Here is a 17848-nt window from a genome sequence, read left to right as displayed (position 1 = left end):
GCGCGCCCGAGTGTCGGCGCCGGGTTAGAGCGCATGATCGAGGCTCGGATACGACGGCAGGCAGTACTCACTCGTGAGGCGCCGCCAGAGCTCTGGGTCATCCTGGACGAGGCAGTGCTTCGCCGCCGGATCGGGAGTGGCGCGACCTTCGCGGTGCAACTGGAACATCTGTTGGACGTGATGGCTACGCGTCCGCACGTCACGGTGCAGGTCTTGCCGTTCGACCAGGGGGAGCATCCCTTGCTCGGTGGTTCGCTCACTGTCCTCTCCTTGCCGAACGGCTCAGATGTCGCCTACATGGAGAGTTCTCATTCAGGGGAGCTTGCGGAGGCGCCGGAGGCGGTCGCAGCGTACGCACTAGCATTCGATCACTTGCGGGCTCAGGCTTTGCCCCCTGACCAATCCGCCGAGGTGATCCGAGCAGTGATGGAGGAACCGCCCCGTGACGTCCGTCTCCCGACCCGAGCTCAGCGCCGCAAAGTGGCGCAAGTCCAGCTACAGCAACACGCAGGGCGGCGACTGCGTAGAGGTCGCTGACCACATCCCCGGTGCCGTCCCCGTCCGGGACAGCAAGGACACCGCCGGTCCCGTGATCCTCGTCGGAAACGCGGCCTGGAGCGCCTTCGTGCGGCACGTCCGAGAGGCATAGAGCGGGCCGCCGCCGGGGCGCGGATTCCTGGACCCCGGTCCGGCGCGTCGCCCTTCAAAGGAACGGGAGAGAACCCACCCAACCAAACCCGGTGGCCCAACTCCCGTCGCCACACGATCGGGTGAAGGGCGCGACACGGACCCTGACCGGTGGGGTACGGTCGGCGCAAACAACCCCATACACGCAGACGGCCCCCGACAGGACGGCAATCCTGACGAGGGCCTGACCGATCCGGAAGAGCAGAACTTCCCGATGGCTGATCCGCAGTCTAACGCGGTCGCGCCCGCGCGCCCCGAGAATCCGATCCCCGTGGACGCCCCCAGCGCCGGCGTGATCCACTTCCGCCACCGCCACACCGACCGGTTCACGGTCGTCGGCAACCACCTGGCCCAGCATCCGCAGCTGTCCGCCGTTGCGATCGGGCTCGCCGTCTACATCCAGTCCGTTCCGGACGGGGTCAGCGTCACCGCCAAGGCCCTCACCCTCCGCTTCCGCGAGGGCGAGATCACCATCCGCCGGGCCCTCAACGAGCTTGAGGAAGCCGGATATCTGGAGCGCCGGAGGATTTCGCTCGGTGGCGGCCGTTTCGCGACCCGCACCCTCGCCTACGACAAACCCGGTTGTGCAGCCGTACCTTCAGCCGTGCTGGCTCCGCAGCAAGTGGCCGCGCCGCAAGCCCAACCCGAACCCGAGCCCGTCCCATCTGCCACCACAGGGCCAGCCGGAGACCTCCTGGCCCGGCTACGGACGGTCGACGCCCGCCTGATCCTCTCGGTGCGTGACGTTCAGCGGCTGACGCCCGCCGTCGAGGAGTGGCTCGCTCGGCATGCGTCCCCCGAGCAGATCACCCGCACGCTCACCGCCAACCTGCCGCCCGCGCCGGTCCCCATCCACCATCCGCCCCGCTTCCTGGAGCACCGGCTCACCACTCTCCTGCCGCCACCCCTCCCGGTGTCCGCACCCGAGCCGCAGCGTCCACGGCCCGCACCCCTCATCACGTGCGACGAATGCGAACGTGCCTTCCGCAGCCACGTCCCCGACGCCCTGTGCGCGGACTGTGGTCCCGGGAAGGACAACCCGTCCGTCGCGTGAGGAACCGCTACGGCTCCTGACGGATGTGCACTTTGGCCTGGTCAGAGGGCACAAGAGGGGTGATCATGGAGTGACTGTCAGTGGAGGCCCGTAACGTCGAGCGAGTCAGTCACCGACCGTGGCCACCTGCCCCCGTCTCTGGAGTGTCGCCCGACCATGACATCCTCCGCTCCTTACGCCTCCACTTCCCTGGCCGACCTCCTGCCCGCCCTTCGCTACGCCGATCCGCATCTGCTCGCCGCCCGGCTGGAGGACGTACGGCTGCCGCTCGGCTGGTGGCACGCAACACCGTTGATGGAGACCGAGCGGGTCATCGGAGCCGAGGCGCTCAGCCACCAGGTGGCGCAGGCCCTGCGGTCCCTGTGGCCGCACGTCGAGCTCGGGGACGTGATCCCCGTACTGCGGCTGCTCGGTACCCCGGGAGTCGAGCCGGGCAAGACGGTGGCGCAGGTCGCTCGGGAGGCCGGCCCCGGGGTCGTGGACGGGGATCGGGCTCTGGCGGAAGCGTTCGGCTCGATCCTGGACCGGCTGCACCAGCGCGGCGTACCTCGGGAGGAGAGCGAGGGGGCACGCGTACGGGATGCCGTGTCCGTGATCGCCCGATGGCTGCCGGAGGACGCACCGGCCGAGGTACGTGCGGCGCTCGCCGTGCTCCAGGGGTTGGAGGAGCGGTCCGAGGACGAGCCGGTGCCGTCGCCGGTGCCGGTCCCCGAGTCCGTCGAGGACCAGACGGGGGATCAGTCTGAGGCCGTAGAACTTCCGGCGCCGCGTGAAGCCTTCGAGGACCACGACTCGACCGAAGACGCCGAAGAGCCGCACGTCGGCGATGCGAGCCCGCCGCCCGTCCCCGGGCTGATGGCCGAGCCGCTCGCGGCCTTCGTGCGGCTGGTCGCCGATTGGGACGAGCGTGCCCTGGTGATCGCCGGGCAGCGGACGTTCACCGACGAGCCGATGAAGCTCCAGTACCTGGGTGAGCGGTTCTCCGTCAGCCGGGAAAGGGTGCGGCAGTTGGAGCGCACCGTCATGGGCTCCGTCCGGCGGTGGCTCTCAGCCGACGAGGATGGACGGGCCTTCGCCGGGCACCTGGCCGCCGTGGCCGAACGGCTCGGCACCGTGGGCCAGGTGGCCGAGGTGCACGCACTGCACCCGGACCACGCCCGCCCCGTGGAAGCGATGGGCGTGCCGCTCGGTGACATCGTGGCGCGGCTGCTGCCCGGCGGGACACTCGTCGGGACCTGGATCGTGCAGGGCGACGCGGCCGCACTGAGGGCCGTCATGCAGGAGGAACTGCTCGCCGCCTGCGGGGACACCCCGTTGGCCTGGGACGAGGCGGTGGCCCTAGGGCTGCGCTACGGAGTCCGGGGCGAGGTGCTCGCCGACTGGGCGGCCGACATCGGGCGCTTTCAGGTGCGGGATGGACGGCTGCTGTACTGGGGGCGTTCGCTCAACGACCGGGCCGCCGCCGTGCTCGCCCTGCACGGGACGCCGATGTCCATGGAGGACATCCACGCGCAGCTCGCCGACGGCACCGCCATCAACAGCATGCGCAACCAGATCTGGACCGACGAGCGATTCCTCCGGGTCGACCGCAACCTGTACGGTCTGCGCGCGTGGGGCGGCGAGGAGTACCTCGGAATCCGGGAGATGATCGCCCGCGAGATCGCCAACGCGGGCGGGGAGGCCGAGGTGAACGCGATCGCCGAGGCCATCAGCTCCCGCTTCGACGTTTCGGCCGCATCGGTCCGCACCAACCTCGCCGGACCCGGCTTCGCCCGCACCCGTCGTGGCTGGGTCCGCGTCGCCGATGAGTCGAGCGAGCAGGACGCGCCGTACGTGCCGCGCAACGACGTCGCCGGTACGCGACGCTGCTTCGTCGGAGCCGACGGACGCTGGTGGTACCGGGCGGAAATGACCGCCGACCACCTGCGTGGCTCGGGCTTCCCGGTGCCCGCCGGCTGGGCCGCCCATGTCGGTGCCGCCCCCCAGCGCGAACCGGTCCAGCTGCGTCACGAGGCCGGGGAGACGTCCCTGACCTGGCGTGCCCAGCCCACTTTCGGCTCGGTGAAGCCCCTGCTGGAGCACATCGGGGCGAGCGTCGGCGACCAGGTCTTCTTCAACGTGACCGACGGCCACCTCAACGCACTGCGGCTGCCCGCACCTCCGGACGGACTCAGCCCCGAGACGGGGGCCGCCCGGCTCACCGGCTGGACGGCCGCGGTGACCCCGGCGGAGGCGGCGGAGGTGATCGCGCGGCGCATCGGCACGGACCCCGGCCAGGAAGGTCCCGCTCTGCTGGAGCGGCTGGCCGAGCGCGGGGACAAGGACATCGCCGAACTGCTCGAACGGGCCCTGTCCGGGGCGGTACCGGCATTCTGATGTCAGCCGTGCTCGCTAGCATCGGGATCACGACCGGCTGTCACGGTCGGGCGGCGTCGGCCGCGCTGTGGGGAGGGGCCCGCGAGGGCACCGCGCGAGGGACGAAAGAGGGATGCACTGATGGCGACGGGCAAGACCGCCGAAGGGTCGGGGAGCGGGAGCGGCACTCTGGAGGAGGACCTCCTCCAGCGGGTCCGCGAGGTGGCGCAGGACTTCGTGCCGGCATCCTCGTACGAGATCCGGGACGACCTGGGCGAACTCATCAGCCGGGACCTGCTCGGCCCGTGGGACGGACCGGACGAAGAGTTCGACCACCGGGCGGCCGGTCCCCGCGACCGGTACCTGGTCGGGCGGATCGGTCCGAAGCGTGCCCTGAGCACCACCCTCGCCGCCGCCGACGAGCAGCTTCTCGACGACTCCGACGGAGAGGGCGACGGCACCGACCAGGGGCTTCCGGAGCGGCTCACCACCCAGAACGCGGGGCGCATGTGGGCCTCGTCGATGGGCCTGATGTTCGCCGTCCCGGCGGCGGACCACGCGGCTGCGGTCACCGTGCGGGTCCGATGGGGGCAGTACCACCGGTCGCAGGTCCTGGGCGACGACGGCGTCGCGCGTGCCACCTGGACCCGGGAGCAGGTGGAGAAGCTCGTCACCGTCCCGGTCGACGGCGCGCCCCGCCAGGTCCTGCCGCTCACCGCCGACCAGGAGGACGCCCCCGGCGTGCGGCTGGTCGCGGAAGTACGCAACCGGCCGGGTGCCGCGGGACCCAGCCGTGTCGTCGAGCTGTCGCTCGTCAACGCGCAGGACGAACCCCAGCAGGCCAAGGACGCGGCCTGGCTGTTCCAGACCGAGCTGCACGTCACCGCCACCGACGGCAAGGCGCCGGTCTTCCTGCCGATATCCGATCCGCTGGACGAGGCCGAGGAAGCCGCCCAGGACGCCCTCGGGGCGGCCGACCTGGAGGAGCAGCACCTGACGCTGCTCTACCGCAACCACCTGAAGCACGCGGCGGGCCGCAACGTGGCCGTGGCGGTCACCATCGACAAGGGGGAGCGCAGGGCCCACGCCCTCACGACCACCTGGCTGCCGATCCACGACGTCCCGGCCACGATCGCCCCGTCCGGCGCGAACGCGCAGCACCTCGACGGCATCGAGCTGTCCATGGACGAGCTCGCCGTGCTCCCTCCGGCCGCGCTGAGCGACGCCCTGGCTCCGCTCGCCGACGGATACAGCGCCTGGCTCGACGAGCGGGAGGCACAGGCGGAGCAGCTGACCGGGGCGCTGCGCACCAGTGCTCTCGACGCGGTGGGACAGGCCCGGGACGTGGCCGTCCGGATCGCTCTCGGCGTGGACGCCCTCTCGAACCCCGAACACCCCGAGGTGCTGGAGGCGTTCCGCTTCGCCAACCGGGCGATGGCCCTGCAGCGGCGCCACACTGCCATCGCGGCGCTGCGGGAGCGGGAGGGCATCGCCTTCCAGGAGGCGAAGAAGCGCATCGACGCCGAGGGTCCGGCAGCCGCATCGTGGCGCCCGTTCCAGCTGGCCTTCGTACTCCTCAACCTTCGGGCGCTCGCCGACCCGACGCTGAAGGAGCGCGAGGCGGGTCCGGACGGCATCGTCGACCTGCTGTTCTTCCCGACCGGTGGCGGCAAGACCGAGGCCTACCTCGGTCTCGCGGCCTTCGCCTTCGCCATCCGCCGCCTTCAGGGGACGATCGGCACGGGGGAGGACGCCCGCAGCGGCGAGGCCGGCGTCGCCGTGCTGATGCGGTACACCCTGCGGCTGCTGACCGCCCAGCAGTTCCAGCGTGCGGCGGCGCTGGTCTGCGCCGCCGAGGTGCTGCGCCGCGAGGCGTATGACGGCGGCGACGTGCGCTGGGGGACGACCCCCTTCCGGATCGGCCTCTGGGTGGGCGGTGCGGTCTCCCCGAACGGGTTCGACGAGGCCCAGAAGCAGATCGCCGAGGCCAAGGACGCCGGGGACGGCAAGGGCGCGAAGGTGCTCCAGACGCTGGCCTGCCCCTGGTGCGGCTCCGCCCTGAGCGCCCAGCGCGACCTGCACGCCGACGACGACCTGCGCCGCATCCTGCTCTACTGCCCCAACGGCGAGGGCAAGCAGGCCTGTCCGTTCTCGCAGCGCCGCTCACCGGGTGAGGGACTGCCCATCCTGACGGTGGACGAGGAGATCTACCGGCTGGCCCCCAGCCTGCTGATCGCCACCGTCGACAAGCTGGCGCAGCTGCCCTGGCGCGGTCAGGCGGGCATGCTGTTCGGACGGGTCTCCGACCTCTGCCCGAGGCACGGCTACCGGCACGCTGATCTCGACACCCGGATCAAGTGCGGGGACAAGCACCAGGCCAAGGGCAAGCACGCGGCCGTGAAGAGCAAGCCGGTGACGCGGCTGCGCCCGCCGGACCTGATCATCCAGGACGAACTCCACCTGATCTCCGGTGCGCTGGGCACCACGGTCGGCCTGTTCGAGGCGGCCGTCGACGAGCTGTGCGGCTGGTCCGCGCAGGACGCCTACGGCACCACCGTCCGGGTCGGACCCAAGATCGTGGCATCGACGGCGACGACCAAGCGGTCGGCGGACCAGATCAGCGGCGTCTTCGCACGGAAGTCGGCGATCTTCCCGCCCCAGGTCATCGACATCGGCGACACCTTCTTCTCCCAGCAGGTCGAGCTGTCGAAGGAGGCGCCGGGGCGGCGATACCTGGGCATCTGCGCCCACGGCGTCCGTATGAAGCAGGCCGAGATCAGGGTCGCCGAGATCCTGTTCCTGGCCGGCCAGACCCTCTTCGACCGGCACGGCAAGCCCGCCGACCCGTACATGACGCTCGTCGGCTACTTCAACGCCACGCGGGAACTCGCCGGTATGCGGCGCTTCCTCGACGACGACATCGCCACCCGCGTACGGATCCACGGAACCCGCAAGGGCCTGTCGAACCGCCTCCTGCGCCGCACGGAGATGCTGTCCGTCCAGGAGCTGACCTCGCGCATCTCCTCCGCGGACATCACGGAGGTGCTGGCCCGCCTGGAGGTGTCCTTCGACGAGTCCATGGACACCACCGTGCGCCGGCAGGCGGTCGCCGACGAACTGCGTGAGGCCGGACAGCACAAGCAGCGCATCGACTTCTCGAAGCTCGGACTGCGCAACGAGGGCACGGGAGCGGTCGACGCGGTGATCGCGACGTCCATGCTCCAGGTGGGGGTCGACGTCTCCCGCTTCGGCCTCATGATGGTCGTCGGCCAGCCCAAGAACACGGCCGAGTACATCCAGGCGTCCTCGCGCGTGGGCCGTGACGCCCAGCGCCCGGGGCTGGTCGTGGCGCTCTACAACTGGACGCGGCCACGGGACCTGGCGCACTTCGAGAACTTCGGGCACTACCACGCCACCTTCTACCGGCAGGTCGAAGCCCTCTCCGTCACCCCGTTCGCCCGCCGGTCCCTGGACCGGACGACGGCGGCGGCGTGGATCGCCGCCGTGCGCAATGCGACCACTCCCCACTCCCGCAACCACGACGCCTACGACATCGACCTCGACGGCCCTGTCGCGCAGCAGGTCACCGAGCGGTTCCTGGCCCGCGCCGAGACCGTCGGCGGGCCGCGCGCGCGCAAGTACCTCGGGGAGCGCATCGAGGTCCTCAAGGACGCCTGGGCGCGCAAGAAGCAGGGCTCCGCCCGCCTCGGATACGAGGAGGCGGCGTGGCAGGGCCAGCGGCTCAGCGGACTGCTCAACCGGGCCACCGGCGCCACCTGGGACGAGCTCACCGTCGCCCAGTCGATGCGCGAGACGGAGAACGAGATCAACCTGCTGGTGCCGGGGGCCGGCCTCTACGACGTGGTCGGCGGGGCACCCGCGTGGGGCTACGCGGCCGGGGCGGGCCAGTCCGGCTCCGACGGTGAGGACTCGCCCGAGGGAGACGAAACGGGCGCCGTACTGGACGGCAAGGCCGCCACGGCAGGCCGTCAGGGGAAGAAGGCTTGAGCATGACGGACAAGACACAGCACCGGCGCCGGGTCGGATCCGTACGCCCCAGCCACCTGATGTACACGGGCGGTGTGGGCGCCCTGGTCGACCTTCCCAACTTCGCCGTCCTGGTGCGGGGCATCGACGACTGGCAGTACGACGCGTTCGAGTGGGCGGACCTGAAGGAGCCGCGGCTGCTGCGGGCCGTCAACGGCCTGATAGGCGACCCGTACGGCGCCCAGGTCACCCAGTTGCAGCCGGCACCCTGGATGGACGGCACGGACAACGACCCCACCGGGCCCGCGTCCCGCGTCGGCGTCCCGGTCCTGCCCTTCCCCCAGTGGCTGCGCTGTACCGCCTGCAACGCCCTCGGCGGCCTCGACTCGAAGATCTTCAAGTTCGAGAACGCCAAGCCCCGGCGTCCCGACCAGGCGCGCTTCTTCCACGACAACTGCACCGCCAAGCGCAAGGGCAAGCGCCCGCTCGCCGTCGCGGCGCGCTTCGTCCTGGTCTGCCAGGCCGGGCACCTGGACGACTTCCCGTACGCCTCGTTCGTCCACCGCGGCGGGGAGTGCGCCGAGGCCAGCCACCCGCGGCTGGAGATGCTCGACCACGGCGGCAACCAGGCGGCCAACGTGAAGGTGCGCTGCGTGAACTGCAGCAGCGAGCGCAACATCCGCGACGCCATGGGACAGCGCGGCGAGATCACCCTGCCGCACTGCCGGGGCCGCCACCCCCACCTGGCGACCTTCGACCCGGCAGGCTGCAAGCAGCGTCCCAAGCCGCTCGTCATCGGCGCCTCGAACCAGTGGTTCGCACAGACGCTCAGCGTCCTGGCGGTGCCGCCGACCAGCGGCAGCGCCCTGCAGGGCAAGGTGGAACAGCTCTGGGAGCACCTGCAGAAGGCGAAGTCGCAGGAGTCCCTCGACATGATCTGGGAGATTCCGCAGTTCAAGCCGCTGCACCAGTGGAGCCAGTCCGAAGTGTTCGAAGCCATCGAGGCGCACCGGGCCGCGGCCGCGGAGCCCCAGTCCTCGGAGGCCGCCTCGTACCCGGACCTGCTCACGCCCGAATGGGAGATCTTCACCAGTCCGCAGCTTCCGGAACCGAGCGAGGACTTCGCGCTGCGCGACGTCCCGGTGCCGCCGGCCCTCGACGGGGTGTTCTCCCACGTCGTCCAGGCGGAGCGGCTGCGGGAGGTGAGGGCGCTGATCGGTTTCACCCGGCTCGACGCCCCGGACCCCGAAGACCCCACCCTGGTGGCCCGCGCACCCCTCTCCCGCAGCCGCGTCCCCGCCTGGGTGCCGGCCAGCGAGGTGCGTGGCGAGGGCATTTTCCTGCGGGTCTCGGACGAGCTGATGGCCGACTGGGAACAGCGGGTGGCCGGCACCGAGGCGCTCGCGGCGCACCGGGACGCCTACGTCGAATTCCGCCGCAACCGCTACTCGGGCCGCGTCGAGGACACCGACGACCCGCTGCGCGGCTGGCCCGGAGCCCGGTACATCGCGCTCCACACGCTGTCGCACCTGCTGATCCGGGCCATCTCGCTGGAATGCGGCTACTCCTCGGCGAGCCTCTCCGAGCGGATCTACGCCGGCCGCGAGGACGACCGGCGTACCGGCATCCTGATCTACACCGCGGTCCCCGACGCCGAAGGGACCCTGGGCGGCCTGGTGGCCCTGGCCGAACCGGAGAAGTTCAGCAGGGTGGTCCGGCGCGCCCTCCACGATGCCGAGCGGTGCTCCTCCGACCCGCTGTGCGCGGACCGGCTGCCTCGGCCTCCGCACGAGGACTTCCTGCACGGCGCCGCATGCCACGTATGCCTGTTCGTGTCGGAGACGACCTGTGAGCGCGGCAACCGCTTCCTGGACCGACGGTTCATAGTCCCCATCGACGACCCGGACCTCGTGCTCCTCCAGGGCCTGAAGTGAGATGGGCACGGCTGCTCAAGGCCGCCGCGGAGGCAGAGGCGGCCGCAGGAGTCCTCGCGCTGGGCGCACTGGCCGACGGCATAGCGGCCGGACAGCCCCGCGCCACGCTGCTCACGGTCCGGTCGGCCTCCACCTACACGGAGGCCGCGGCTGCCGTGCTCGATGCGATGGACGCGGACGGCCTGTCCCGGGCGGAAGCGGCGGCCTGCCTGCACGGGCTGGCCGCCGGCTACGCGCAGCGCGACCGGGAACAAGAGGTCTCCCTGGTGTGGAGCGGCCCCTCCTCCCACCGGGTGCCCGTACGGTCCACGGACCGGGTGCTCCTGGGGCTGATCGCCGAGGCACGGACCGAGCTGATCCTGATGACCTATTCGGCACGGCGGTACCCGCCTCTGACGGCGGTGTTGCAGGATGCCGCGGCCCGGGGCGTCGGCCTGGACATCGTCGTCGAGACGCTGCAGGGCGCGGGCAGCGCCCTTTCCGGGGACGAGCCGGCGAGCGCGTTCACCGATGTTCCGGGAGCGCGCCTGTGGCACTGGCCCCTGGACAAGAGGGCGGAGCTCGGGGCCAAGGCGCACGCGAAGCTGGCCGTGGCCGACCGACAGACGCTGCTGACCACCAGCGCCAACTTCACGCAATCCGGAGTGGACCGCAACATCGAGGCCGGAACACTCATCAGAGGGGGCTCCGCGCCGGCGCGGGCCGCCGAACACGTGTCGGAGCTCCAGCGCACGGGCGTCCTCCAGCGTTTCTGGTGACGTCGCCTGCGGCCGGACCCGAAAGGGACCGATGTGAATCGGCCAAGTACTCAAGTCCCTGCCGATCATGGACCGCCCTCCAGGAGGATGGCGAGCAATGGACATGACTTCTCCGCAGGCGGAGGGTACGCCCGACGGGTACGGGCCTTTCGCGCATCTCACTGCTCCGAACGTGCTGCTCTACCGGGCGGTGATGCGGGCCTTCCTCGTCGCCAAAGAGCGGTTCGCCGTGCATCTGCGGCCAGAGGACGTGTACGCGGGGCTGGCCTCCGGGGTCCGGCCGACGGAGCTCGACGCCGTGGTCAAGGCGCTCGACAGCCTGGTGGGGTGGGGGAACCTGCGCGCTGACCCGGACACCGGGCGGGTCACCGCCGTCGAGGATTTCTACCGCAAGCGGTTCATCTACCAGCTCACGCGGGAGGGCGAGGCGGCGGAGGAGGCTCTGTCCGCGTACGACGAGGCGCTCGGGCGGCGGGGCGCGCTGCAGGCCGTCGCGCTGCACGACATCGTGACGCAGCTGCGGGCCCTGCTCGTGCTGACGGCCGAGGAGGAGCCTGATCCGGCCAAGACGCATCTGGCGCTGGACGGGCTCGCGAGCCGTTTCGGTGCGCTCGCCGACAACGCACGGGCCTTCATGGGTTCGCTCCAGCGGACCATCGACCTTCACGACGTGGGGGAGGAGGTCTTCCTCGCCTACAAGGACCAGCTCATCCAGTACCTGGAGCGGTTCATCCAGGACCTGATCACCCTCGGCGGGCGGATCGCCCGGCTGATCCTGGAGTTGGAGGAGGGCGGGAGCATCGAGCGGCTGTTGCGGGCCGCGGCCGCCCGTGAGGCGGCGGACGCGACCCCGCAGGAGGCGGCGTACGCGGGGCAGGCCGCGTACGAGCGGTGGGCCGGCCGGTGGGCGGGGCTGGCGTCCTGGTTCCTCAGCCGGGACGGCCGGGAGTCGCAGGCCCGGCTGCTGCGCGGCCGGGCACTGGGCGCGATCCCGCAGCTGCTGGCCGTCGTACGGTCGCTGAACGAGCGGCGTGCAGGGCGTTCGGACCGCTCCGCCGACTTCCGTACCCTTGCGCGCTGGTTCGCCGAAGCACCCGACGACGACGCCCGGCACCGGCTGTGGCGCACCGCCTTCGGGCTGTACCCGGCCCGGCACCTGACCGTGGATGCGGAGACGCTGGCCGCCCGCCACGCCCGTCCCGAGCCCGCGGGAACCGCATGGGCCGATGCCGCGCCGCTGCGGATCAGCCCGCAGCTGCGCCGCACGGGAAGCTACGAGCGGCGCGGCAAACCCCGCAAGGTAGAGGACCGGCAGGAAGCGCGCCGACTGCTCGCCGAGACGGCCGCCAAGCAGGCCGCCGAGACAGCGGCCGCCCGGGCCCGGCTCGTTACGCACGGCATCACCACACTGTCCGGACTCGGCGAGCTCGACCCCCTCAGCTTCCGGCTCTTCCTGCAGCTCCTCGGCGACGCGCTGGCCACCTGGCGGCCCGGTATGACGCACACCGCGGCCACCAGCGGCGACGGCTCCATGGAGATCCGGCTCACGGCACCGACCGACGGGTCCATCGCCGAGGTCCGCACACCGGACGGGACCTTCCGCGGCCCGGACCACACCATCGAGATCGTCGACCTCACCGAAAGAACAGGAGGGAGCGAGGCGTGATGACGACCCCGCTCGCCGAAGTACTCGACGGGCAGCACGCCGCCGAGCGGCGCAAGGCCGCCCGTGCCCTCCTGAAGCAGCCCCTGCTGCTCGCACACGGCGCGTACGCCGACGAGTTCCGCCTCGTCCGGCGGCACGCCTCCGAGCTGCGCGACTGGTTCGACCGAAACACCGGCTGGTCCCTCCAGGTGGATGCCGAGACCGCCCGACTGGGCAAGATCCCCGGTGTGCCGGACGACGCCACGCACCCGGCGCGCGAGGTCACCCGTAGCGCCGTCCCCTTCAGCCGCCGTCGGTACGTCCTGCTCTGCCTCGCCCTCGCCGCCCTCGAACGCGGCGAAGCACAGATCGCGCTGGGCCGCCTCGCCGACCAGATCATGCTGGATGCCAAGGACCCCCGGCTGGCCGCGGCGGGCATCCAGTTCACGCTGGACCGCCGTGACGAGCGGCTCGACCTGGCCGCCGTCGTACGGCTCCTGCTCCACCTCGGAGTCCTGCGGCGCGTCGCCGGAGACGAGGACGCGTACGTCAGTGGAGCCGGCGACGTCCTGTACGACGTCGAACGGCGGGTTCTCGCAGGTCTGCTCGCCACCCGCCGGGGACCCTCCACCGTCCGGGCCGAAACGCTGGATGCCCGGCTCACCGAGCTCGCCGCGGAAACGGCCCTCGACAGCGACGAACTGCGCTTCCGCGCCATGCGCCGCTCGCTGACCCGGCGGCTGCTCGACGACCCCGTCCTCTACTACGACGAGCTGACCGACGCCGAACTCGGCTACCTCACGCGCCAGCGCGGCTTCCTCACCGCCCGCATCAACGAACTGACCGGACTGGTCGCCGAAGTGCGGGCCGAAGGCATCGCCATGGTCGACCCCGAGGACGACCTCACCGACGTCCGCATGCCGGAATCAGGTACCCGCGGCCACGTCACCCTCCTGCTCGCCGAGTACCTCACGGCGGTCGGCGGCGTGGTCGTCCCCATGACCGATCTTGAGCGCCGCGTGGTCGAACTGGCGGCGGAGCACAGCGGATTCTGGTCCAAATCGGCCCGTGAGCCGGGGGCCGAGGCTGACTTGGCCGAGCAGGCCATTGCCCGGCTGGCCGCTCTCGGCCTGGTCGCCCGCACTGCTGACAGGGTCGTGCCGCGCCCGGCGCTCGCCCGCTACGCGGTCGGCGAGACCGTCGTACTCGAACCCCGTACAGCCGGCACCGCGCAGGTGCCCGCGCAGCGAAAGGCGTACCGGCCTTGACCCCCCGTCCCGCACCCCCCGCCCCTGCGCGCCCCCGCTGGCAGCCCCTGCGGATCGGTCTCGTCGACCTCTTCCACTACGACGTGGAGGAATTCCACTTCCGCGACGGCAGGCTGCTGCTCCGGGGGAACAACGGCACCGGCAAGTCCAAGGTGCTGGCCCTGACCCTGCCCTTTCTCCTCGACGGGGACCTCAGCGCCCGTCGAGTGGAACCGGACGGGGACGCCGGCAAGCGGATGGAATGGAACCTCCTGCTCGGCGGCGAGCACCCGCACTCCGAACGCCTCGGCTACACCTGGGTGGAGTTCGGCCGCCGCGACGCGGTGAGCGGAGAGGAGCAGTTCCGTACGCTCCTGTGCGGACTCAAGGCCGTCAGTGGGCGCGGCATCGCCCGGCACTGGTGGGCGGTGACCGGGCAGCGGATCGACCACGGCCCGGCCGACGTACGCGCGGACGGGTCACTGAGCCTGCTCGACGCCACCGGCACCGTCCTGTCCCGGGACCGGCTCATCGAGGCGGTCGCCGAACGGGGAATGGTCTACGACCAGGCCAAGGCCTACCGCCGGGCCGTCGACGAGGCGCTGTTCGGTCTCGGGGAGCAGCGCTACGCAGCCCTCGTGGACCTGCTCATCCAGCTGCGCCAGCCCCAGCTGTCCAAACGTCCCAACGAGGCCGCCCTCTCCCGCGCCCTCACCGAGGCCCTTCCGCCGATGGACCAGGCCGTCATCGCGGATGTGGCCGAGGCCTTCCGCTCCCTGGACGAGGAGAAGGAGGAGCTGCGGGCAGCCGGGGCCGCCGAACGGGCGGCGTCCGTGTTCCTCGACCACTACCGGCGCTACGCCCGCACGGCCGCCCGCCGCCGCGCCCGCCTCCCGCGCAGCGAACACTCGAAGTACGAGCAGCTGCTGCGCGACCTCGCCGAGGCGCAGGCCGGGAAGACCGCGGCGGAGGAGGATCGGGCGGCCGCGGAGGAGCGCGTCGCTGCCCTCACCGAGACCCGGGCGAGGCTGGAGGCGGCCGACGCCGCCCTGCGCGAGGGTCCGGAGATGCGCAGTGCCCGTGAACTGGAGCGATCCGCGCTGGCGTTGGACCGGGCGGAGGGCGACTGTGCCCGCGCGATCGACGACCGGGAGAAGGCCTCGATTCAGCACACCAAGGCGCTCGGCCGCCTCGGTGCCGCGGAGAACCGGCTCAGGGTCGCCCGGGAGCTGTCCGGGGACACGCTGCTCCGGGCCCGGGAGACGGCTGCGGCAGCCCGGCTGAACCTTCCCGGAGACGACGGACAGGCGGTTGCCGACTTGCGGGCCGCGGTGGCCGAAGCGACCGACCGCAGGCACCGCACCCTCACGCATGTGGAAGCGCTCGCCGACCAGGCCGAGGCGGCGGCGGCCGGGCGCCGGGCCGCCGTACTCCGGCTCGACGAGACGGAGACCGAGCTGGCGCACGCCGCCGAGGCGCTGGAGACGGCCGAGGACACGGCGCAGTCCGCCGGACGGGCTCTGGTCGATGCCGTACGCGAGCACGCGGGCCGGTGCGGGGAGCTCGCGTACGCCGACCCCGCAGGACTTCTGGACGAGCTCCAGGAGTGGACCCGGCACCAGGACGGCCCCTACCCGGCGCGCAGCCGTGCCTCGGAAGCACACAGTGCCACCGCAGCGGTACTCGCCGACCAGGCGGCGCAATCAGCGCACCACCGGGCCGGACTGGCCGCCCGGACCCGCGATACCGAACAGGAACTCGCCGGGCTGGAGTCCGGCGGTCGGCGCGGGCCGCAGGCCCCGTACACGCGGACCCCCGGCCTGCGAGAGCAGGCGCCCGGTGCCCCGCTGTGGCGGCTGATCGACTTCCGGGAAGAGGTCACGGACCACGACCGCGCCGGGCTGGAGGCGGCCCTGGAGGCGTCCGGGCTGCTGGACGCGTGGGTGCGCCCCGACGGAGCGGCCCTCGCCGCAGACGGTCACGACGTACTCCTCGCACCGAACATCGGACCGGTCGAGGGGATGTCGCTCGCCGAGGTACTGCGTCCGGCCGTGGACCACGGAGACGCGCAGGCCGCACGGGTCGGAGTGGAGGCGGTGGCCCGGCTGCTGGAGGCGATCGGCCTCGGCGGGGCTTTCGGGGACACGGCATCGGCCGACGATGCACCGGGAGCCGGCCTGTCGGGGACCGGAGCCACGGACGGCACCTGGGTCGCGCTGGACGGACGCCACCGCGTCGGGGTCCTCACCGGCCGTTGGGCCAAACCCGCCGCCGAGTACATCGGAGAGGGCGCCCGGGAAGCCGCGAGGCGGACCCGAATCGCAGCACTGCAGGCTGAACTCTCCCTCCTCCGGCAGGAGTCGGCCGACGCCGATGCGCAGGCGCAGGCTCTGGCGACCCGTCGTCGTACGCTCGACACCGAGCTGGCCGCCGTGCCCGACGACGCGCCCCTGATCCGGGCACACGCCGACGCCGCGGCTGCCGCCGACACCATGCGCCGGGCGCGGACCCGGTGCGACGAGCGGGCCGCCGAGGTGACGGCCGCAGCCGAGCGGGCAGAGTCGGCCGCCGCCGAACTGCACGAGACCTCAGCCGATCTGGGGCTGCCCCCGGACCGGCCGGCACTGGCCGCCGTACGGAAGGCCCTCGCCGAGCTCGGCGTCGTCCTGGCCGGACTCTGGCCCGCACTCCGTGAGCGGAGCGAGGCGTCCCGGCAGGCGGACGACGAACGTGAAGAGGCGGTTCGGGCCGGGGAGCGGACTGCCGAACTCGCTGTTCGCGCGGAGGAGGCCGCCCGTGAGGCTGCGGCCGCGGACGAGCGGCTGGCCACGCTGCGTTCGACCGTCGGCGCCGCCGTGGCAGAGCTGGAGCGGCTGCTCGCGGAGACCGCAGAAGCCCTCCGCAGCTGCGCCGCCGACGAGCGGCGCTCCCGGGACCAGCACACGGAGGCGGACCGGCGGGCCAGCCGGGCCGAAGGCCGCATCGAACAGCTGGAGAAGGCCGTCACCGAAGCCGCCGCGGCGCGCTCCGAGGCCATCGCCGCGCTCCAGCGCTTCACTGCCACAGGGCTGATCGCCGTCGCACTTCCCGATCTCGCCGTACCGGCCGCGGACGACGGCCCGTGGGTGCCCACCCCGGCCATCGCCCTGGCCCGTGCCCTCGAATCGGAGCTGTCGACGACGGACGACTCGGACGGTGCCTGGGAACGTGTACAGCGGCGTGTGAGCGAGGAGTTCAAAACCCTCCAGGACGCACTGTCGCGGCACGGCAACACCGCCTCGGCCCGCATGGTCGAGGACGGGATGATCGTCGACGTCATTTACCAAGGCCGTGAGCGAGCCGTACCCGAACTCGCCGAGGCGCTGGCGGTCGAGGTCGGCGAACTCACCCGCATCCTCTCCGCACACGAGCGTGAGATCCTGGAAACCCACCTCATCACCGAGGTGGCCGGCACCCTCCAGGAGCTGATCGCAGCCGCCGAGCGGCAGGTGCTGGCCATGAACGCCGAGCTGGAGGAACGGCCCACTTCCACCGGTATGAGGCTGCGCCTGGTGTGGCGGCCCTCCCGCAAGGCCCCGGTCGGCCTTGCCCAGGCCCGTGGCCGCCTGCTCCAGACCGCGGATGCCTGGACGGCCGAGGACCGGGCCGCAGTCGGTGAGTTCCTGCAGACGCAGATCGCCCGCCAGCAGACCGAGGATGCGGCGGGCAGCTGGCTGGAGCACCTCACCGCCGCCCTCGACTACCGCTCCTGGCACGAGTTCGCCGTTGAGCGCCAGCAGCACGGCCGGTGGGTGCCCGCCACGGGACCCGCCTCCGGAGGCGAACGCGTCCTGGCCGTGTCCGTTCCCTTGTTCGCCGCCGCCTCCTCGCACTATGCGAGCGCGGGCAGTCCGTACGCGCCACGCCTGGTGACCCTGGACGAGGCGTTCGCGGGTGTGGACGACGACTCGCGTGCCAAGTGCCTGGGGCTCCTGCACGCCTTCGACCTGGATGTGGTCATGACCAGCGAGCGGGAGTGGGCCTGCTATCCGCAGGTGCCGGGCATCGCCATCGCCCAGCTCGCCCGCGTCGACGACGTGGCCGCCGTCCTGGTCACCCGCTGGGAGTGGGACGGCACGGCCCGCACGCGCAGCGAGGACCCCGTGCGTGCGGTCGACCCGGAGCCCCTGTGAGCGGTCCGC

At 71.9% G+C, this 17848-nt stretch carries 10 protein-coding genes; all 10 read left to right on the top strand.

Translation table 11 applies throughout. The annotated features are described in order from the left end of the window. Positions 1-33: 33 nt before the first annotated feature. The 10 genes from IE257_RS38595 (at position 34) to IE257_RS28515 (ending at position 17839) form a co-directional block, all read left to right on the top strand. A complete protein-coding gene (locus IE257_RS38595; protein WP_229920725.1) occupies positions 34-537 on the top strand; it encodes a DUF5753 domain-containing protein in 504 nt (167 codons plus the stop codon). Next, the gene (locus IE257_RS28555) at positions 443-649 is read left to right on the top strand and encodes a DUF397 domain-containing protein (RefSeq protein ID WP_189972763.1); all 207 of its coding nucleotides are present in this window, start codon (positions 443-445) and stop codon (positions 647-649) included. Before IE257_RS38595 ends, IE257_RS28555 begins: the two co-directional genes overlap by 95 nt. A 252-nt stretch (positions 650-901) precedes the next feature. Then, entirely contained in the window at positions 902-1741 is an 840-nt protein-coding gene (locus IE257_RS28550) for a GntR family transcriptional regulator (protein ID WP_189972762.1), read from the top strand. Between the two features lie 156 nt (positions 1742-1897). After that, on the top strand, positions 1898-4117 hold the full coding sequence (locus IE257_RS28545) for a sigma factor-like helix-turn-helix DNA-binding protein (RefSeq protein ID WP_189972761.1): 2220 nt from the start codon (positions 1898-1900) through the stop codon (positions 4115-4117). 120 nt (positions 4118-4237) lie between these two features. Next, positions 4238-8104 carry a DISARM system helicase DrmA gene (gene drmA, locus IE257_RS28540; protein WP_189972760.1) on the top strand — a complete coding sequence of 1289 codons (3867 nt, stop codon included), beginning with the start codon at positions 4238-4240 and terminating at the stop codon, positions 8102-8104. A gap of 2 nt (positions 8105-8106) precedes the next feature. Further along, entirely contained in the window at positions 8107-10017 is a 1911-nt protein-coding gene (gene drmB, locus IE257_RS28535; protein ID WP_189972759.1) for an MrfA Zn-binding domain-containing protein, read from the top strand. Next, positions 10014-10775: a DISARM system phospholipase D-like protein DrmC gene (gene drmC / locus IE257_RS28530; RefSeq protein ID WP_209468409.1), complete on the top strand. Its 762-nt coding sequence runs from the start codon at positions 10014-10016 to the stop codon at positions 10773-10775. Before drmB ends, drmC begins: the two co-directional genes overlap by 4 nt. Before the next feature lie 103 nt (positions 10776-10878). Then, the gene (locus IE257_RS28525) at positions 10879-12441 is read left to right on the top strand and encodes a TIGR02677 family protein (RefSeq protein WP_189972888.1); all 1563 of its coding nucleotides are present in this window, start codon (positions 10879-10881) and stop codon (positions 12439-12441) included. Then, positions 12441-13688 (top strand): TIGR02678 family protein, encoded by a 1248-nt coding sequence (locus IE257_RS28520; RefSeq protein ID WP_189972887.1) that lies wholly within the window; start codon positions 12441-12443, stop codon positions 13686-13688. Before IE257_RS28525 ends, IE257_RS28520 begins: the two co-directional genes overlap by 1 nt. Next, positions 13685-17839, top strand: coding sequence for a TIGR02680 family protein (locus IE257_RS28515; protein ID WP_189972758.1), 4155 nt, complete (start codon positions 13685-13687; stop codon positions 17837-17839). The genes IE257_RS28520 and IE257_RS28515 overlap by 4 nt, the downstream gene beginning before the upstream one ends. Positions 17840-17848: the final 9 nt, after the last annotated feature.

The organism is Streptomyces avidinii, assembly GCF_014650695.1.
In the GTDB taxonomy this organism is placed as follows: domain Bacteria; phylum Actinomycetota; class Actinomycetes; order Streptomycetales; family Streptomycetaceae; genus Streptomyces; species Streptomyces avidinii.
This window is presented reverse-complemented; position numbering and strand designations above follow the sequence as displayed.